15 protein-coding genes are annotated in these 13950 nt (G+C 50.2%); 9 read left to right on the forward strand and 6 right to left on the reverse strand.

All coding sequences use genetic code 11. From position 1 onward, the window contains the following. Positions 1–124 precede the first annotated feature (124 nt). From MPET_RS02085 to MPET_RS02105, 5 genes are all read left to right on the forward strand, one after another. A complete protein-coding gene (locus MPET_RS02085; RefSeq protein WP_013328363.1) occupies positions 125–1615 on the forward strand; it encodes a 2-isopropylmalate synthase in 1491 nt (496 codons plus the stop codon). Then, positions 1587–3281 carry a biosynthetic-type acetolactate synthase large subunit gene (ilvB, locus tag MPET_RS02090; RefSeq protein WP_013328364.1) on the forward strand — a complete coding sequence of 565 codons (1695 nt, stop codon included), beginning with the start codon at positions 1587–1589 and terminating at the stop codon, positions 3279–3281. The genes MPET_RS02085 and ilvB overlap by 29 nt, the downstream gene beginning before the upstream one ends. Then, a complete protein-coding gene (gene ilvN, locus MPET_RS02095; RefSeq protein ID WP_013328365.1) occupies positions 3282–3785 on the forward strand; it encodes an acetolactate synthase small subunit in 504 nt (167 codons plus the stop codon). A 139-nt stretch (positions 3786–3924) separates the two neighbouring features. After that, on the forward strand, positions 3925–4596 hold the full coding sequence (locus MPET_RS02100; protein WP_013328366.1) for a hypothetical protein: 672 nt from the start codon (positions 3925–3927) through the stop codon (positions 4594–4596). A 251-nt stretch (positions 4597–4847) separates the two neighbouring features. Then, a complete protein-coding gene (locus MPET_RS02105) occupies positions 4848–5930 on the forward strand; it encodes an FmdE family protein (RefSeq protein WP_013328367.1) in 1083 nt (360 codons plus the stop codon). Positions 5931–6029: 99 nt separating this feature from the next. Here MPET_RS02105 and MPET_RS02110 read toward each other — a convergent pair whose 3' ends face one another. Together MPET_RS02110 and MPET_RS15240 are read right to left on the reverse strand one after the other, a co-directional pair. After that, positions 6030–7529 (reverse strand): MFS transporter, encoded by a 1500-nt coding sequence (locus tag MPET_RS02110; RefSeq protein ID WP_013328368.1) that lies wholly within the window; start codon positions 7527–7529, stop codon positions 6030–6032. Between the two features lie 231 nt (positions 7530–7760). Continuing rightward, entirely contained in the window at positions 7761–7928 is a 168-nt protein-coding gene (locus MPET_RS15240) for a hypothetical protein (RefSeq protein WP_013328369.1), read from the reverse strand. Between the two features lie 87 nt (positions 7929–8015). Here MPET_RS15240 and MPET_RS02120 point away from each other — a divergent pair, with 87 nt between their 5' ends. Both MPET_RS02120 and MPET_RS02125 read left to right on the forward strand, forming a co-directional pair. Further along, a complete protein-coding gene (locus MPET_RS02120) occupies positions 8016–8537 on the forward strand; it encodes a zinc ribbon domain-containing protein (protein WP_013328370.1) in 522 nt (173 codons plus the stop codon). Positions 8538–8586: 49 nt separating this feature from the next. Next, positions 8587–8910, forward strand: a complete 324-nt coding sequence (locus tag MPET_RS02125) for a zinc ribbon domain-containing protein (RefSeq protein ID WP_013328371.1) — start codon at positions 8587–8589, stop codon at positions 8908–8910. A 2-nt stretch (positions 8911–8912) separates the two neighbouring features. Here the strand turns inward: MPET_RS02125 and MPET_RS02130 are convergent, their stop codons facing one another. Beyond that, positions 8913–9182 carry a hypothetical protein gene (locus tag MPET_RS02130; protein ID WP_013328372.1) on the reverse strand — a complete coding sequence of 90 codons (270 nt, stop codon included), beginning with the start codon at positions 9180–9182 and terminating at the stop codon, positions 8913–8915. Between the two features lie 96 nt (positions 9183–9278). Between MPET_RS02130 and MPET_RS02135 the strand changes: the two genes are divergently transcribed. Continuing rightward, complete coding sequence (locus tag MPET_RS02135) at positions 9279–9710, forward strand: C-GCAxxG-C-C family protein (protein WP_013328373.1); 432 nt, start codon at positions 9279–9281, stop codon at positions 9708–9710. Positions 9711–10044: 334 nt separating this feature from the next. On the opposite strand, the gene ilvD is transcribed toward MPET_RS02135, so the two are convergent. After that, positions 10045–11688, reverse strand: a complete 1644-nt coding sequence (ilvD, locus tag MPET_RS02140; protein WP_013328374.1) for a dihydroxy-acid dehydratase — start codon at positions 11686–11688, stop codon at positions 10045–10047. A gap of 135 nt (positions 11689–11823) precedes the next feature. On the opposite strand from ilvD, the gene MPET_RS02145 reads away from it, so the two are divergent. After that, positions 11824–12336 (forward strand): HEAT repeat domain-containing protein, encoded by a 513-nt coding sequence (locus MPET_RS02145; RefSeq protein WP_013328375.1) that lies wholly within the window; start codon positions 11824–11826, stop codon positions 12334–12336. Between the two features lie 43 nt (positions 12337–12379). Here MPET_RS02145 and MPET_RS02150 read toward each other — a convergent pair whose 3' ends face one another. Continuing rightward, the gene (locus MPET_RS02150) at positions 12380–13102 is read right to left on the reverse strand and encodes a thymidylate synthase (RefSeq protein ID WP_013328376.1); all 723 of its coding nucleotides are present in this window, start codon (positions 13100–13102) and stop codon (positions 12380–12382) included. Between the two features lie 40 nt (positions 13103–13142). Then, on the reverse strand, positions 13143–13865 hold the full coding sequence (locus MPET_RS02155) for a DUF5714 domain-containing protein (RefSeq protein ID WP_013328377.1): 723 nt from the start codon (positions 13863–13865) through the stop codon (positions 13143–13145). Positions 13866–13950: the final 85 nt, after the last annotated feature.

A 13950-nucleotide genomic window follows, 5' to 3' on the forward strand; every position in this document is an offset into this window, starting at 1 on the left:
GCGAGGTTTTTTGGCGAGTGCATGGTGCGATTTCTTGGTTTTTGGCATAACAATTAAATATCGTTTTGTTCATTATTCATAATGGAAGTGAATGAAATGAGTGATTGCTTTATTTGGCGATAAAATGTTTCGTTTTCTGGATACCACACTCAGGGACGGCGAACAGACGCCCGGAGTTTCACTGACCCCCGAGCAGAAGCTTGAAATTGCGACTGCCCTTTCTGACATTGGAATTGATGTTATAGAAGCCGGCACTGCCGTTGCATCGGAGGGTGAAAAGGAAGCCATAAGGCTGATCTCTGATGCAGGGCTTGCGGCGGAATGCTGTACCTATGTGCGTGCAAGGCGTGACGATATCGACTCGGCAGCGGACTGCGGTGTCGATTCGGTTCATCTTGTCGTTCCGGTCTCCGACCTTCATATCACAAAGAAGCTCGGGAAAGACCGGGAAGCCGTATACGATATGGCGATGGATGCCGTTTCCTATGCGAAAGAGAGAGGCTTAATCGTGGAACTTTCCGGCGAGGATGCCTCTCGTGCGGACATCGATTATCTTTCAAACCTGTTTCGGGACGGCGTTTCGGCCGGGGCCGACAGGCTGTGCTTCTGTGATACGGTCGGCCTGCTGACCCCGGAAAGGACAGCGGAGATAATCCCGAGGGTCTGCCACGCACCCCTGAGCATACATTGCCATAACGATCTCGGCCTTGCGCTTGCGAACACGCTTACAGCACTCAACAGCGGGGCGACATGCGCCCACGTGACGGTAAACGGGTTAGGCGAGAGGGCCGGGAACACCCCGTTCGAAGAGGTGGTGATGGCTCTCGAAAGGCTCTACAACTATGATACCGGTATTAAGAAGGAGAAGATCTATCCGCTCTCCACGCTCGTATCCAGGTATACAAGGGTCCCGCTTGCAACGAACAAGCCGATCGTGGGCGCGATGGCCTTCACCCATGAAAGCGGCATCCATGCGCACGGCCTGATGAAGGATTCCAGCACTTACGAGCCCCTCTCCCCCGAACTCGTGGGACGAAAGAGGCGTATAGTACTCGGAAAGCATTCGGGTTCTGCTTCGGTCAAATCGGCGCTGAACGAACTCGGCTACAAGCCTAACGACAAACAGTTGAACGAGATCGTCCGGAGGATCAAGGAGATCGGCGATCGCGGCGTACGGGTTACCGACGCCGACGTGATGGCAGTTGCGGACGCCGTGATGCTGCTCGAGTGCAGGCCGGTTATCGAGATGAAACAGTTTACCATCGTCTCGGGAAACAAAATAATTCCCACGGCCTCGGTGACCATGAAGGTAAACGGTCAGGAGATAACGGGAGCTGCAACAGGTGCAGGGCCGGTCGATGCCGCACTGAGGATTCTTCAGGAGTCGGTATCCGTCGTCGGCGACATCCGCCTTGAGGAGTATCATGTGGATGCGATTACCGGCGGAACGGATGCCGTCGTGGACGTCACTGTAAAACTGAACAGGGACGGCAGGGTAATAACATCGAGAGGAGCAAGATCAGATATCATCGAGGCAAGTGTTGAGGCAGTTGTTTCGGGAATGAACAGACTATTGAGGAGTGAGAATGAAAACAGGAGCACGGATTCTGATTGACAGCCTGAAGGAGCAGGGTGTCGATATAATATTCGGATACCCGGGAGGTTCGGTCCTCCCGATATACGACGAGCTTTATGATGCCGATATCAGGCACATACTGGTAAGGCACGAACAGGCAGCTGTGCATGCGGCCGACGGTTATGCACGTGCGAGCGGCCGTGTGGGTGTGTGCCTCTCCACCTCCGGTCCGGGCGCCTGCAATCTTGTATCCGGGATTGCCACAGCAAACATGGACTCCGTTCCCATCGTCGCCCTCACCGGTCAGGTTCCTACAGCCATGCTCGGAAACGATGCGTTCCAGGAGTCCGACATCACCGGGATCACGATGCCCGTGACAAAGCACAACTTCCTCGTCAATGATACGGTCAGGATCCCGCAGGTGATAGCCGAGGCGTTCTACATCGCAGGTACGGGGAGACAGGGGCCGGTACTCGTCGATCTTCCGAAGGATGTCCTGATGAAGAGTGTGTCCCCTGAAGAGATCCTTCCTGGAATTCCGGACCTGAAGGGGTACAAACCTACATATCACGGTCACCCGCGTCAGATAAAAAAAGCGCTTGACCTGCTGAGAGAATCGAAGAAGCCGGTTATATATGCCGGCGGGGGTATCGTTGCATCGGGAGCCTCCGAAGCGCTCTGCAGGTTTGCGGAGGAGATGGAGATCCCGGTTACGACAACTATGATGGGGCTTGGCGCAATCCCCTCCGATCATCCCTTAAACCTGGGTATGCTCGGTATGCACGGGACAAAGTATGCGAACTATGCCGTTACAGGATGCGATCTCCTCTTCACGATCGGCGCCCGCTTTGATGACAGGGTAACCGGGAAGATCGATGAGTTCGCCCCTGGAGCAAAGATCATCCACATCGACATCGACCCTGCCGAGATCGGGAAGAACAAGGCGGTCGATGTCCCCATCGTAGGGGACGCAAAGGTCGTCCTTGACGATATTATAGAGAGGCTCACCCCTGAGGATCGTGTCATCCGGACCGCGTGGCTGGAAGAGACAGGCAAATGGAAGAAGGATCATCCTCTCACCTGCGGGAACGGCGGAGGGCTCCATCCGCAGCAGATAATCCGCGAGATCTCCACGCTCCTCGACGGCGGCGGGATCATCGTCAGCGAGGTCGGGCAGAACCAGATGTGGGCGGCCCAGCATTACGGCTTCAAAAAACCCAGGCATTGGATCAGCTCGGGAGGTCTCGGGACGATGGGATATGGGTTCCCTGCGGCTATCGGCGCATGGTTCGCACGCCCGGAGGAGAAAATAGTCCTGATCGCAGGCGACGGAAGCTTCCAGATGAATATCCAGGAGCTCGGAACGGTCGCCCAGTACAAGGTTCCGGTCAAGATGATGATCTTAAACAACATGTATCTCGGGATGGTGCGACAGTGGCAGGAGCTCTTCTACGATAAGAGATACTCGTATACCGAGCTTCCTTCTGTCGACTTCGTAGGTATTGCGAAGGCATACGGGGTTCCCGGGAGAATTGTGGAATCCGAAACGGATATCGTTCCCGCCCTGAAGGAATCGTTTGAGAGCGATGGTCCCTTCCTCATCGACTTCAGGATCGAGCGTGAGGAGAATGTATTCCCTATGGTCCCTGCAGGAGCGGCGATAAAGGATATGATCGGCGAACACGTTGAGCAGGAGGACGACTGAATGAAGCAGCACATCATCAGCGTACTCGTCGAGGACAGGTCCGGTGTACTGACAAGGGTCTCCGGCCTCTTCTCGAGGCGGGGTTTCAACATCGAGAGCCTCGCGGTCGGGACATGCGAAGCCCCGGGAATGAGCAGGATCACTATCGTTGCATGCGGCGACGACGCCCATATCGAGCAGGTGAAAAAGCAGCTCAATAAACTGATCGAGGTCATAAAGGTCATCGATATAACCGAAAGGAGTCATGTCGAGCGCGAGCTTGTCCTGATTAAGGTTAATGCAGAGCCGGGAAAGACAAGGTCAGAGGTCATGCAGATCGCGGATATTTTCAGGGCGAAGATAATCGACGTCGGGCAGGAGACGGTGGTGCTCGAGATTACGGGTGATTCGGAAAAGATCCGTGCACTCGAAGAGCTTCTTGTTCCATACGGAATTCTCGAACTTGTCCGCACGGGCAAAGTCGCACTCCAGAGAGGAGCCGCGACGATCTCCCCCGGGAAATAATCTTTTTTTATTTATTTTTACCTGGCGGTTTCTGAAATCCTTTTTTGGAAAAATATAATCTTTTTAAGTGCGTACTCAGAAATAAGCACATTTTTGTCTGTCAGAAACTCAGAATAGGATGGGCCGGGGATGGAGGAGAATGAAGGAGACATTGAACCGGAAATACCTGTTGGTTGTAGTAATTGTAGTATCGTTAATAATTGTAGCCGCAGCTGTGTCAGTATCGATTGAAGAGCAGCAGTCCCCTGCAGATTCCGGCTCCGTTCTCCATGCAGTAGACGTCCTCCCTGAAAGCGGCGATTTCGGTGAAGGTGTCGAATTGTCTTACGGCCATATCGAAGATTGGGAAAGCGTTATCAATTCAATGAACAGTCCTCTCCTGCAGGGCACGATGATAGGATATAATCCTGAAGATCGACAGATGATTGAAGAATCAAACCGGAAATGGATCAGCGATACCTCGGAGCTCCTCGATCATGGAGTTATCGATTTGGCAAAGGTTTCATACGTTCTCTACGACAATTCGGGAGAGGTCTCGGATCTCACAAGTGCTGATATTTATGCCTTCAATGAAACGGAGGGTGCGGAATGGTACCTCGATAAAATAGTCTCCGGGAAATCTGAAGAGGGATCATACATGGAAAGCGTAGAAGGCCCCTGGGCTGAAGCATTTTCACCGAATTCTCCGTGGGGTGGGAGCGATATCTATTATGTCCGGTGTTCGAACATAGTTTTCAGTACATTTTCGACCGACGGAGATCTCTCCCGTGATATGGCCGAAAAGATTGCCGGGAGAGTTGCTTTGGCTTAAGAATGATTGGATTATGCATAAAATAGACTGAATCTTATCACTTTGTATTTTTTCAAGGTTGCAACTGCTAAAAATATTGTTTTCTTGTGAGTACAAAAAAGCAATTATCGGAAACCCATATAGTAACACTTTTAACAATTTATGTATTATCTCTCGATAGGTGGATGCGAATTATTGTCTGCCGCATACGATTCAGTCATATGAATTCGATTTAATATGCCTGAATCTGTCCTGGAATGGAGATGATAAAAATGAATTATAATCGTTTAAGATGGTTATTCTGTATTTGTCTGGCACTCGTCCTGTGTGCACCTGCGGTTTCAGCATCGACAAATGCATATCATATGGAAGCGCTTGGGGAATTTGCTGCAACTATTGCAATGGACGAGATTGATTTTGATTATGGCGATTCCGATGTCGTAGTACTTACAGATGCGGGTCGTGTAGTTGTAGACGGTCAGACTACAGAGAAGGTGATTTCAGGGATTACCAAAGTCTCAGGCCTTCAGAACGGTGACAGCACATTATTCCAGATAAACCGTGCTGACTGGAAGGATCTCTGGTTCTATTTCTATAATAGGGATACAGGAAAAGGACTGTACCTTGTGCCTAAAGAGGGTTATTTCAGGCTCACCGATGCAGCAGTGGAGTCATTGCCTCCTGAAAATGCCTTCTCAACTATAGAAGTGGTTTCCGGAGATATCTACCAGATGCTTGAAGATACAAATGCCGGGAACAAAACACAGGAAGTACTTGGTGCTGATGCATTCTCTCTCCTCTCTCTGGCGAATGCATGGGCATACGGAGCCCCGTACGATCTGATGAATGCGGCCTCGCTCCATAATCATTTCTGCCCCGGGGTATCAAGCGGGTACATTCTTGCAAAGTATGTAGAGGAGAACATGCCGCTGACTGATGAGACGTCATACGTTGTTGTATCGTGCCCGACATGGTGCAAAGAGGATATATATAATGTTCTCTGGGATATGACTCCCGGAAAGGGAGGAGTGGATACTTCGGCTGTATTTACGAATGAAGACCAGACATACCTGACGGAAAAATATGGTATCCGTCCTGCAGGAATATTTGTTCTCTGGAACAGTCAGGAGAACAGCGGGAAAGGTATCGCTCTGGGATTCCGGTTTGACGATTCAGAGTGGACCGGTCCTTCCTGGGGGAGTAAAATATACCAGACCGTGGATATGGTGCAGAATCTTAATAATCCTGGTGATTATGTCGAAGTGATGGAAGAGTTTACGGTAGATGCTGATCTGCTGGCCGAACTTGAGAATCCGCTGAACAATCCGTATGAAGTTGTAGGAATGATGGATTAAGACCAATTATCTTTTTTCCGGATATGGCAGAGGAATTTCTGTTTAAAATTATAATGTCTCTTTTTTGGTTGGATTTTCTGGTTTAGATTAAAAAAGGGATTAAATCATCCCGCCTATGATCTCCGTCTCCGGCCCTTCCTCAAGATAATCCGGGTGTATCTCCTGTTTTACAATGAGCGAGAGGATCAGTACCGCAATTGATAGTATAAATGCTCCGAGGAATGCAAGATCGAATCCTGATGAAAGAACTTCGAGTTTCATATTTACTGGTGCTTCGGTGGTGACACCCCTGTGTTCGGCAATAAGCGAGACACCCTGCAGGAAGATGAGGTTGAATATTGCAATGCCTATCGTCAGCGGGGCGAATCTCTCAAGGCTCGTCAGACTCGAAACCATTCCCTGATACTGCTTTCCTACCGAATTCATGATCATATTCGAGATCGGTGTGACCATCAGCCCCAGGCCGAAACCGATCAGCATGAGGCAGCCAACCACAAATGCAGTGGTCGTATCTGCGTGAAGGTGAGTGATAAAGTAGTAACCGAGGAGGATCACGAATCCCGCTGCGATGCAGAGCGGTCTTCCTCCTGTTCTGTTGAATAATGCACCTGCAAGCAGTCCGGAGATCATCATTGCAAACGACAGCGATGTAAGTATCAGGCCGGCGGTGGATGAATCGAATCCCTGAACGTATTCGAGATAGAACGGCAGCAGATAGTTGATTCCCGAGAAGCTCAGGAATAAGAGGACGAACAGAAGGTTCGAGAGGAAGAAGTTTTTCTTCCTGAAGAGCCTGAGTTCAAGAAGCGGCTCGGTGACCTTCAGTTCGTTCCAGACGAAACCTGCGAGAGAAACAACTGCAATTATCATAGTAGCGATTATCGCAGGAGATGTCCACCCCAGCTCCTGTCCCTCCGATATTGCAAATAGAAGCGATGCAAGGCCGAAGAAGATGAGCAGGCCGCCTTTTTTGTCGAATCCGGAGAGATCGCGATCTTTGCCTGTTACTGTTGACGGGATTACCTTCGCACCAAGCAGAACCGCTATGATTCCTATAGGGACGTTGATGAAGAATATCCAGTGCCACGAGAGATACTGTGTCAGAATACCTCCGACAGTCGGGCCGATCGCCATTCCGAGCGCCGCAACGGTCATTATTATTCCCATTGCCTTTCCCTTCATGCTCATCGGGATGAAGGCGGTAACCATTGCGGGAGCGATGGCTGTTATCATCGCGCCGCCTACCGCCTGGAAGATTCTTGATCCGACAAGGGATCCGAACGAATCAAGGAGATCCGGGAGAAAACCGCACGCAAAGGAACCAACTGTAAAGACAATGAATCCTGTCAGGAATATTTTCTTAAATCCTATTATGTCCGAGATCTTCCCGAATATGAGGACGCAGCCGGCCATTACGAGAAGGTATGCTGTCGCAACCCAGCTGACTGTGCTCGAGGAGATGTCGAAGGATTCGGAGATCGTCGGAAGGGCGATATTGACGATTGTCCCGTCTATTGAGGACATGAATATTGCAAGCGATATTGCAATTATCAGGAGGCTGTAACTTTTGCCTGATGATCTTTCCGGGGAATCTTTCATAATTGAGTTATCAGGGCAGGCTTAAAATAAATTTCTTATTAATTTTGTGATGCGTACAACCCTGAAAAACGGAAGAAATTTATTATCCTGAATCTTTTTTTCGGGTGCCTTTTTTGGATAATCAACTGTTGAAGGCATGAATTTTAGTTTCCAGGTATTTCATAATATTTTCAGGGCTTTCCTTATACCGGCCGAATATCAGAAAGAAGATCAGAACATGACAGGAGGTGACTATGTGATTTCCGGAATAAATGCAGAAAAACTCTCGGAAGATGAGTACAGAAGAATATCCCAGATGTTCCAGTACCGCAGAAGAGACAGGTAATTTTCAATCCAGAGCCACAGGAAATTTTCTCCATCAATCGCCGTAAGCGGACAGGCGTTTATCTTTTTTTCCATGTTTCACTTTCGGGTTCTATAATACCCATTTATCATGTTCATAAAGAATCATTATGTAACGGGTATGATAACCTTGGAGACCTGAATATGAAAAATAATGCTAAAACATGCCAGAGCTGCGGGATGCCTATGACCAAACCGGAAGACTTCGGTACAGAAGCCGACGGGTCGCCCTCTGTCGAGTACTGCATGTACTGTTATCAGAACGGATCTTTTACAGAACCGGATATTACAATGGAAGAGATGGCTGAAAAGGGCGGGGCGATTATGTCGCAGATGTTCGAGATCCCTGCCGAGAAGGCTGTCGGCTTTGCAAAAGAGCAGCTTTCATGCCTGAAAAGATGGGCGGGACGGGAGATTAAGACCTGCGAGAGCTGTGGAATGCCACTCGCCAGGGACGAAGATTACGGAACCGAAGAAAACGGATCTAAGAGCAGTAAATATTGTATTTATTGTTATAAGGATGGAAAATTTATCGAACCTGATCTCACAAAGGAGGAGGCTGTTGAAAAGTACGCCCCGATGATGGCGGAACATCTCGGTATGCCCCTGGAAAAGGCAAAGATGATGGTGAACAGCTATCTTTCGAGCCTTCCGAGATGGCAGTGATAGTATCACCTTACAATCTTTTTTATAGACAGAGGGTTTTCTATCTCATATGGAGATCCCTGAGGATTATATAGGGTACACCTGCTCGGTCATAAAGAAGCATTTCGAAGGCCCATTCTGCCAGAGTTGCGGTCTGCCGATGAAGTGCGAGGGGGATTTCGGGACGGAAGAAGACGGTTCTCCCTCGGCCGATTACTGCCGCTCATGCTACTGGAAAGGGGAGTTCGTTATGCCGACCCTTACATTCGAGGAGATGAAGGTCAGGTGTGCGGAGAGGATGGCGGAGAGCGGGTTCGTGACATACGAAGACGCCCTTGACATGATGTCAAGACTGCTTCCGACACTCAAGCGCTGGAGAGTGAATGAAATCTGAATTCACCAGCGGAATTTTCTGTGTTTTTCTTCCATCTCTTCTGTCGTGAGCAGTTCGTATGAGTGTATTCCGTTGTCTTTGTCAAACTCCACGTCAAGGAGAAGTCCTGCTCCTGTATGATGAAATTCTGCGGAGACAGGATCGGATCCTCTCTGGACATAGCCGAGATTTATCAGCCTTTTCTGCAGTTCCTGAAAATCTTCCGTGGAACATTTTTCGAAAAGATTTTCAGTCTTTTTCCTTACCGTATCCCTGCCTAAATATTCTTTCATGGACCGTCCTTTTCAGGTAATAAGATAAAATTCTTTTGCCCGCCCTTATGTTTCCCGAAAAAAGGTATTCTATATCATTACGTTGAATAATATCCCATGAATCGAGCCGATATTGCAGAGGAAAATTTCAAGAGCGGGCTGAACTGTGCACAGTCGGTTCTTATGGCTTTTGCCGGTGATTTCGGTGCCGAACCCGGAACCGCAAGAAGGATTGCAAGAGGATTCGGAAGCGGAATGGGTACGGGCGATACCTGCGGTGCAGTGTCCGGCGGTGTAATGGCTATCAGCCTTTCTGTCAGCGACGAGGGCGACGCAGCTCTGGCGAAAAAGAGAACATATGAACTGGTAAGGGAGTTCAAAAAACGTTTTTCAAAAGAGACAGGCTCCCTCATGTGCCGCAATCTTTTGGGATACGACATAAACAATCACGAAATAATGAAGAGCATCCCTGCCGAAAAGCTGCCGAAATCTGTTTGCATAGAATACGTTCGCTTGGCGGCGGGCATTCTGGATGATATGCTGAAGTGACGAATATGAATGACTGGTCCTTTTAAAAAGGGCGTAAGCCCCTGACGGGGCAACCCTGTGCGTAAGTTGCTGTGCAACTTACGCGAATGGTGATAACCCGGCCTGGACGCTACCCATCCGGGTAGCCTCGGCCGGGAAAACATTTTGAAAGGTACCCGAAAAAACTTTTTGGAGCAAAAGGGGATGCTTGTCCATCCCCTTTGCGACTTATCACGATAGAGGGGGAGGGTTCAAGGGAGGGGGAAACCTCCCCCTCCCTGTATTCTGATAAAATAGTTTATGTTTTGTTTTAGTATGCAAAAAGACTCTAAAATTTAAAAAGATCCAAAAAAAATTATTTTAAAACGGCTCCCCTGTTCGCCTGTCCGACCATCTTCGCATAACGTTCGAGAACTCCCCTGAGCTCCCTCTTTGGTGGAACGTAAGCCTGTCGTCTCTTTTCGATCTCTTCAGGGCTTACCGCAAGATCGAGTCGTCTTTCGTGGAGGTTGATCTCAATTATGTCTCCTTCCTTAACGAGACCGATCGGACCACCGGCCATCGCTTCGGGTGCGACGTGGCCGATGCACGGTCCTCTTGTACCGCCGGAGAACCTGCCGTCGGTGACCAGTGCGACCTTCGTATATCCCATGCCCATTAGTGCAGATGTCGGCGAAAGCATCTCCGGCATTCCCGGTCCCCCGATTGGGCCCTCGTTGCGGATGACGAGAACGTCGCCCTCGTTGATCTTTCGTCCCAGGATCGCGTCCATAGACTCTTTTTCATTCCCGAAGACTCTTGCGGGTCCGCTGTGCACCCACATGTCGTCGTTTACAGCCGAACATTTGATGACGGCGCCGTCCGGGGCGAGGGTGCCTTTCAGTATCCTGAGCCCTCCTGCTTCATGCACCGGAGTTTCGATCGTTTTGATAACATTCTCGTCGATATACCTGACCGAACCGGCGATCTCCCCGACCGTCTTTCCCGAGACCGTTCTTACATTCGAAAGAAGAGGGAGAAGCCGATTGAAAACTGCAGGAATTCCTCCTGCACGGTGGAGTGTCTGCATCGAATGCGGCCCGCCGGGCTGCATGGAGCAGATATGCGGAACCTGCTCGCCGATTGCGGTGAACTCGTCGAGTCCGAACGGGATGTCGGCCTCTTCGGCGACGGCCATCAGGTGAAGGACGGTGTTCGTCGATCCGCCGAGAGCCATATCGACTCTTATTGCATTTCTCATGCTCTCTGCGGTGACAATATTGCGGGGAAGGATGTTCTCCCTGACAAGATCGACAACTCTCTCGCCCGTTTCGTAGGCCAGCCTCATCTTTTCCGCGTCGACCGCCGGAACAGCTGCACATCCCGGAAGCGACATCCCCATCGCCTCGGTCATGCAGGCCATCGTATTTGCCGTGTATAGTCCCTGGCAGCTCCCGCATCCGGGCATCGCGGCCTTTTCAAGCTCTGTGAGCTCTTCGTCGCTCATCTTTCCTGCTGCAACCTTTCCCACACCCTCGAATATATCGGTAAGCGAGAGTTCGCATCCATGATGGTAGCCGGGGAGCATATTGCCTCCTGTAATGACAATTGCAGGAATATTGCATCTCACTGCAGCCATGAGCATTCCCGGAACTATCTTGTCGCAGGTGCATATGCACACGAGCCCGTCGAACCTGTGGGCCTGGATCATCAGTTCCACCGCGTCGGCAACGTTCTCTCTTGAAGGAAGCGAGTAGGTCATTCCTTCGTGGCCCATCGCGATTCCGTCGCAGATGCCTATTGTATTGAACTCGAATGGGGTTCCGCCTCCTGCGGCAACTCCCTCGCGGACACGCTCGCCGATCATTCGAAGATGCGTGTGCCCGGGAACTATCGAGTTCCACGAGTTCGCTATGCCTATGAAGGGTTTTTCCATCTCCCGATCAGATATCCCGAGGGCCCGGATCAGGGACCTGTTGGCAGCCCTTTCATAACCCGATTTCGCTTCGTCGCTCCGCATTGTAACCGATCATGATTGGATTGTAAAATACAAATAAATTCTTGCAGGGGACGGAAAAAGGCCGATCTGGTGCACCCTTCAGGCACTTGCAATAATCTGATAATTATATGAGTTATCGGGTTCCACCTGATTTGTATGTGTGGTGAAGAGGAGATCCGTGGATATATAGATCAGATAAAAAACGGAAATCTCCAGGAAAAAAGAGGTGCGGTCGACTCCCTTGCCGGATGCGGTGAACCTGCCGCAGTCCTGTTATGCGAGTTCATCGAAGAATCCGGTGACAACGATTCGATGTGGTACGCCGCATCGGCACTTGCAAAGATCGGGGTTGCCGCCATCGGACCGCTCTCGGATCTGCTTAAGAGAACCCCTTCAAGAGATGCAAAAAAGTATGCCGCTGCAGCTCTCGGTGCGATCGGCGAACCTTCGATAGACATTCTTCTGGAGATGCTCTCCGGCGACGACAAGGTAGTCAGGGGCTATGCATCGCAGGCTCTTATCCGCGTAGGCGAACCTGCGGTTCAGCCGTTAAAGGATCTCATAGACAATTCCGACGGAGTTGTCGAAAGATGTGCGGTCCTGACCCTTCACAGGATGGGAACTGTCGAGCCGGAAGCGGTTGAAAATGTCCTTAGAAAAGATTTCTGAAATTTTTTTGGTTTTTTGTTTGAAATATTGTTTTAGTTCCTGTTTAATCTTTGATGAGTTTTGAGGATTCGTAATGCTTCAGGTCTGCTTCCAGCCCGAGCCCTTTTACATATTTCATAAGCTCATCGTGATCCCGTTCGTGATACATATGAGCCGAGACCGAGGTATGCGAGTACCATCCGACATCTGCTTTGAGACGGTCCGCGATCATCTTCTGGAGATGGACGAGGGCGTACATGTTCGCCCCGAGTGCGGAGAGCATGTCGTTCGACCTGAAATCCACGTGCATATTGAGTCTCCCGTCGCGGACGAAGCACTGGATTCTCTGGAGGCACGGCGGATTGTCCGATTGATCGTCTTTCGGGGGAAACCAGGTGATTGCTTCGGCACGGCGTGAATTGGGCTCGGCTTTGAGTTTCTCTATCAGGTATTCCACCTGGTCGATCCCTTTCCCGTCGCCGTCTCCCCTGAACTCCGAATCCCCCACCGGATAATCGAAGAGCCGGTCGTGATACGTATATACGAACTCGTTCTCGGTCCCGTTCAGGAGATCGTTTACGTACTGCCTCATCGCCCCTTCGCCGAACATATTGAAAGGGCTAATCATGTAGTCCTCGAACGGATTTTTAACGTGAATATTCAGCGGCTCGGGAAGTTCTATAGTCTTTTCTCCGTCTTCTGTGACCAGATATTTCCCGTGCTTCAGGATGGTCTTGATAACCTCTTCATGTGCCTTGCCCAGTGAAAATGCACGTACGTTGAACACCTTAAAACCATCTCCCTTTGATAAGAGTATTTTCGCCAACCTATTTCAGATTGTCTGATTGCCCGCACCAGAACGGGCATTCTTTCTTCCGGCATTCCCTGTTCAGTCCGGAAAATTCACAGCAGAACTCTTCCGTAACCGGCAGGGCGACTTTGAAGTTCTCTTCCAGGAACTTAACCGCCCCGATTATCGCGAGGTATGTATCCCGTTTACAGCACCTGGGCCCCCCTGCGTTGGCAATTGCCATTAAAGCCGTTGCCGTCATCCTGTTCGATAGCGACCAGGACTCTCCTGAAAGAGGGGTCGAGCCCGTGATCACGCTTATGAAGATCCCTGTTCCGATCGCTGCACCGCATGTTCCGTGCGTTCCGCAGAAACCGCCTTTGATATGCTCAGAACGACTGAGTGCCTTCTTCAGCGCTTTTTCCTTCTTTTCCTGCTCGTTTATTTCATTATAATACGCGGTGATGAGTACTGCCGGGACGAGGTAGTGGTGTTCGGGGCCGTGCATGTGCATGCTTGGGTGGCGCATGAGCGTTATTGCAATTTTTATCGGGTCTTTGAGATCCGTATTCAGGCAGAACGCGGTTATCATTGCTTCCGCCTCCCTGCCGTGGCATTCGTCGCATATGAAATGGCCGTTTTCGCAGGCAACGTTTGTCCTGAATTTCTTACCGCAAAACGAGCACTCCATCTCCTTTTCGGTATCGCTGTAGACCAGTTCCCCGCCGCAGATGAGGCAACCGGTCTTCTCATCAGTCATTCTTTTCATCACTCGTGTATACTGTTCTCTTCAGGATCGCCATAATGATTGGCAATGCCAAATGGATTATAGCGATGCCGACAGA

The organism is Methanolacinia petrolearia DSM 11571 (genome assembly GCF_000147875.1).
Classification (GTDB): Archaea; Halobacteriota; Methanomicrobia; order Methanomicrobiales; family Methanomicrobiaceae; genus Methanolacinia; species Methanolacinia petrolearia.

Excerpts from the sequence above, each read along its gene's own strand:
- MPET_RS02085 (WP_013328363.1), top strand. The coding sequence starts at position 125 with ATGTTTCGTTTTCTGGATACCACACTCAGGGACGGCGAACAGACGCCC.
- ilvB (WP_013328364.1), top strand. The coding sequence starts at position 1,587 with ATGAAAACAGGAGCACGGATTCTGATTGACAGCCTGAAGGAGCAGGGT.
- ilvN (WP_013328365.1), top strand. The coding sequence starts at position 3,282 with ATGAAGCAGCACATCATCAGCGTACTCGTCGAGGACAGGTCCGGTGTA.
- MPET_RS02100 (WP_013328366.1), top strand. The coding sequence starts at position 3,925 with ATGAAGGAGACATTGAACCGGAAATACCTGTTGGTTGTAGTAATTGTA.
- MPET_RS02105 (WP_013328367.1), top strand. The coding sequence starts at position 4,848 with ATGAATTATAATCGTTTAAGATGGTTATTCTGTATTTGTCTGGCACTC.
- MPET_RS02110 (WP_013328368.1), bottom strand. The coding sequence starts at position 7,529 with ATGAAAGATTCCCCGGAAAGATCATCAGGCAAAAGTTACAGCCTCCTG.
- MPET_RS15240 (WP_013328369.1), bottom strand. The coding sequence starts at position 7,928 with ATGGAAAAAAAGATAAACGCCTGTCCGCTTACGGCGATTGATGGAGAA.
- MPET_RS02120 (WP_013328370.1), top strand. The coding sequence starts at position 8,016 with ATGAAAAATAATGCTAAAACATGCCAGAGCTGCGGGATGCCTATGACC.
- MPET_RS02125 (WP_013328371.1), top strand. The coding sequence starts at position 8,587 with ATGGAGATCCCTGAGGATTATATAGGGTACACCTGCTCGGTCATAAAG.
- MPET_RS02130 (WP_013328372.1), bottom strand. The coding sequence starts at position 9,182 with ATGAAAGAATATTTAGGCAGGGATACGGTAAGGAAAAAGACTGAAAAT.
- MPET_RS02135 (WP_013328373.1), top strand. The coding sequence starts at position 9,279 with ATGAATCGAGCCGATATTGCAGAGGAAAATTTCAAGAGCGGGCTGAAC.
- ilvD (WP_013328374.1), bottom strand. The coding sequence starts at position 11,688 with ATGCGGAGCGACGAAGCGAAATCGGGTTATGAAAGGGCTGCCAACAGG.
- MPET_RS02145 (WP_013328375.1), top strand. The coding sequence starts at position 11,824 with ATGTGTGGTGAAGAGGAGATCCGTGGATATATAGATCAGATAAAAAAC.
- MPET_RS02155 (WP_013328377.1), bottom strand. The coding sequence starts at position 13,865 with ATGACTGATGAGAAGACCGGTTGCCTCATCTGCGGCGGGGAACTGGTC.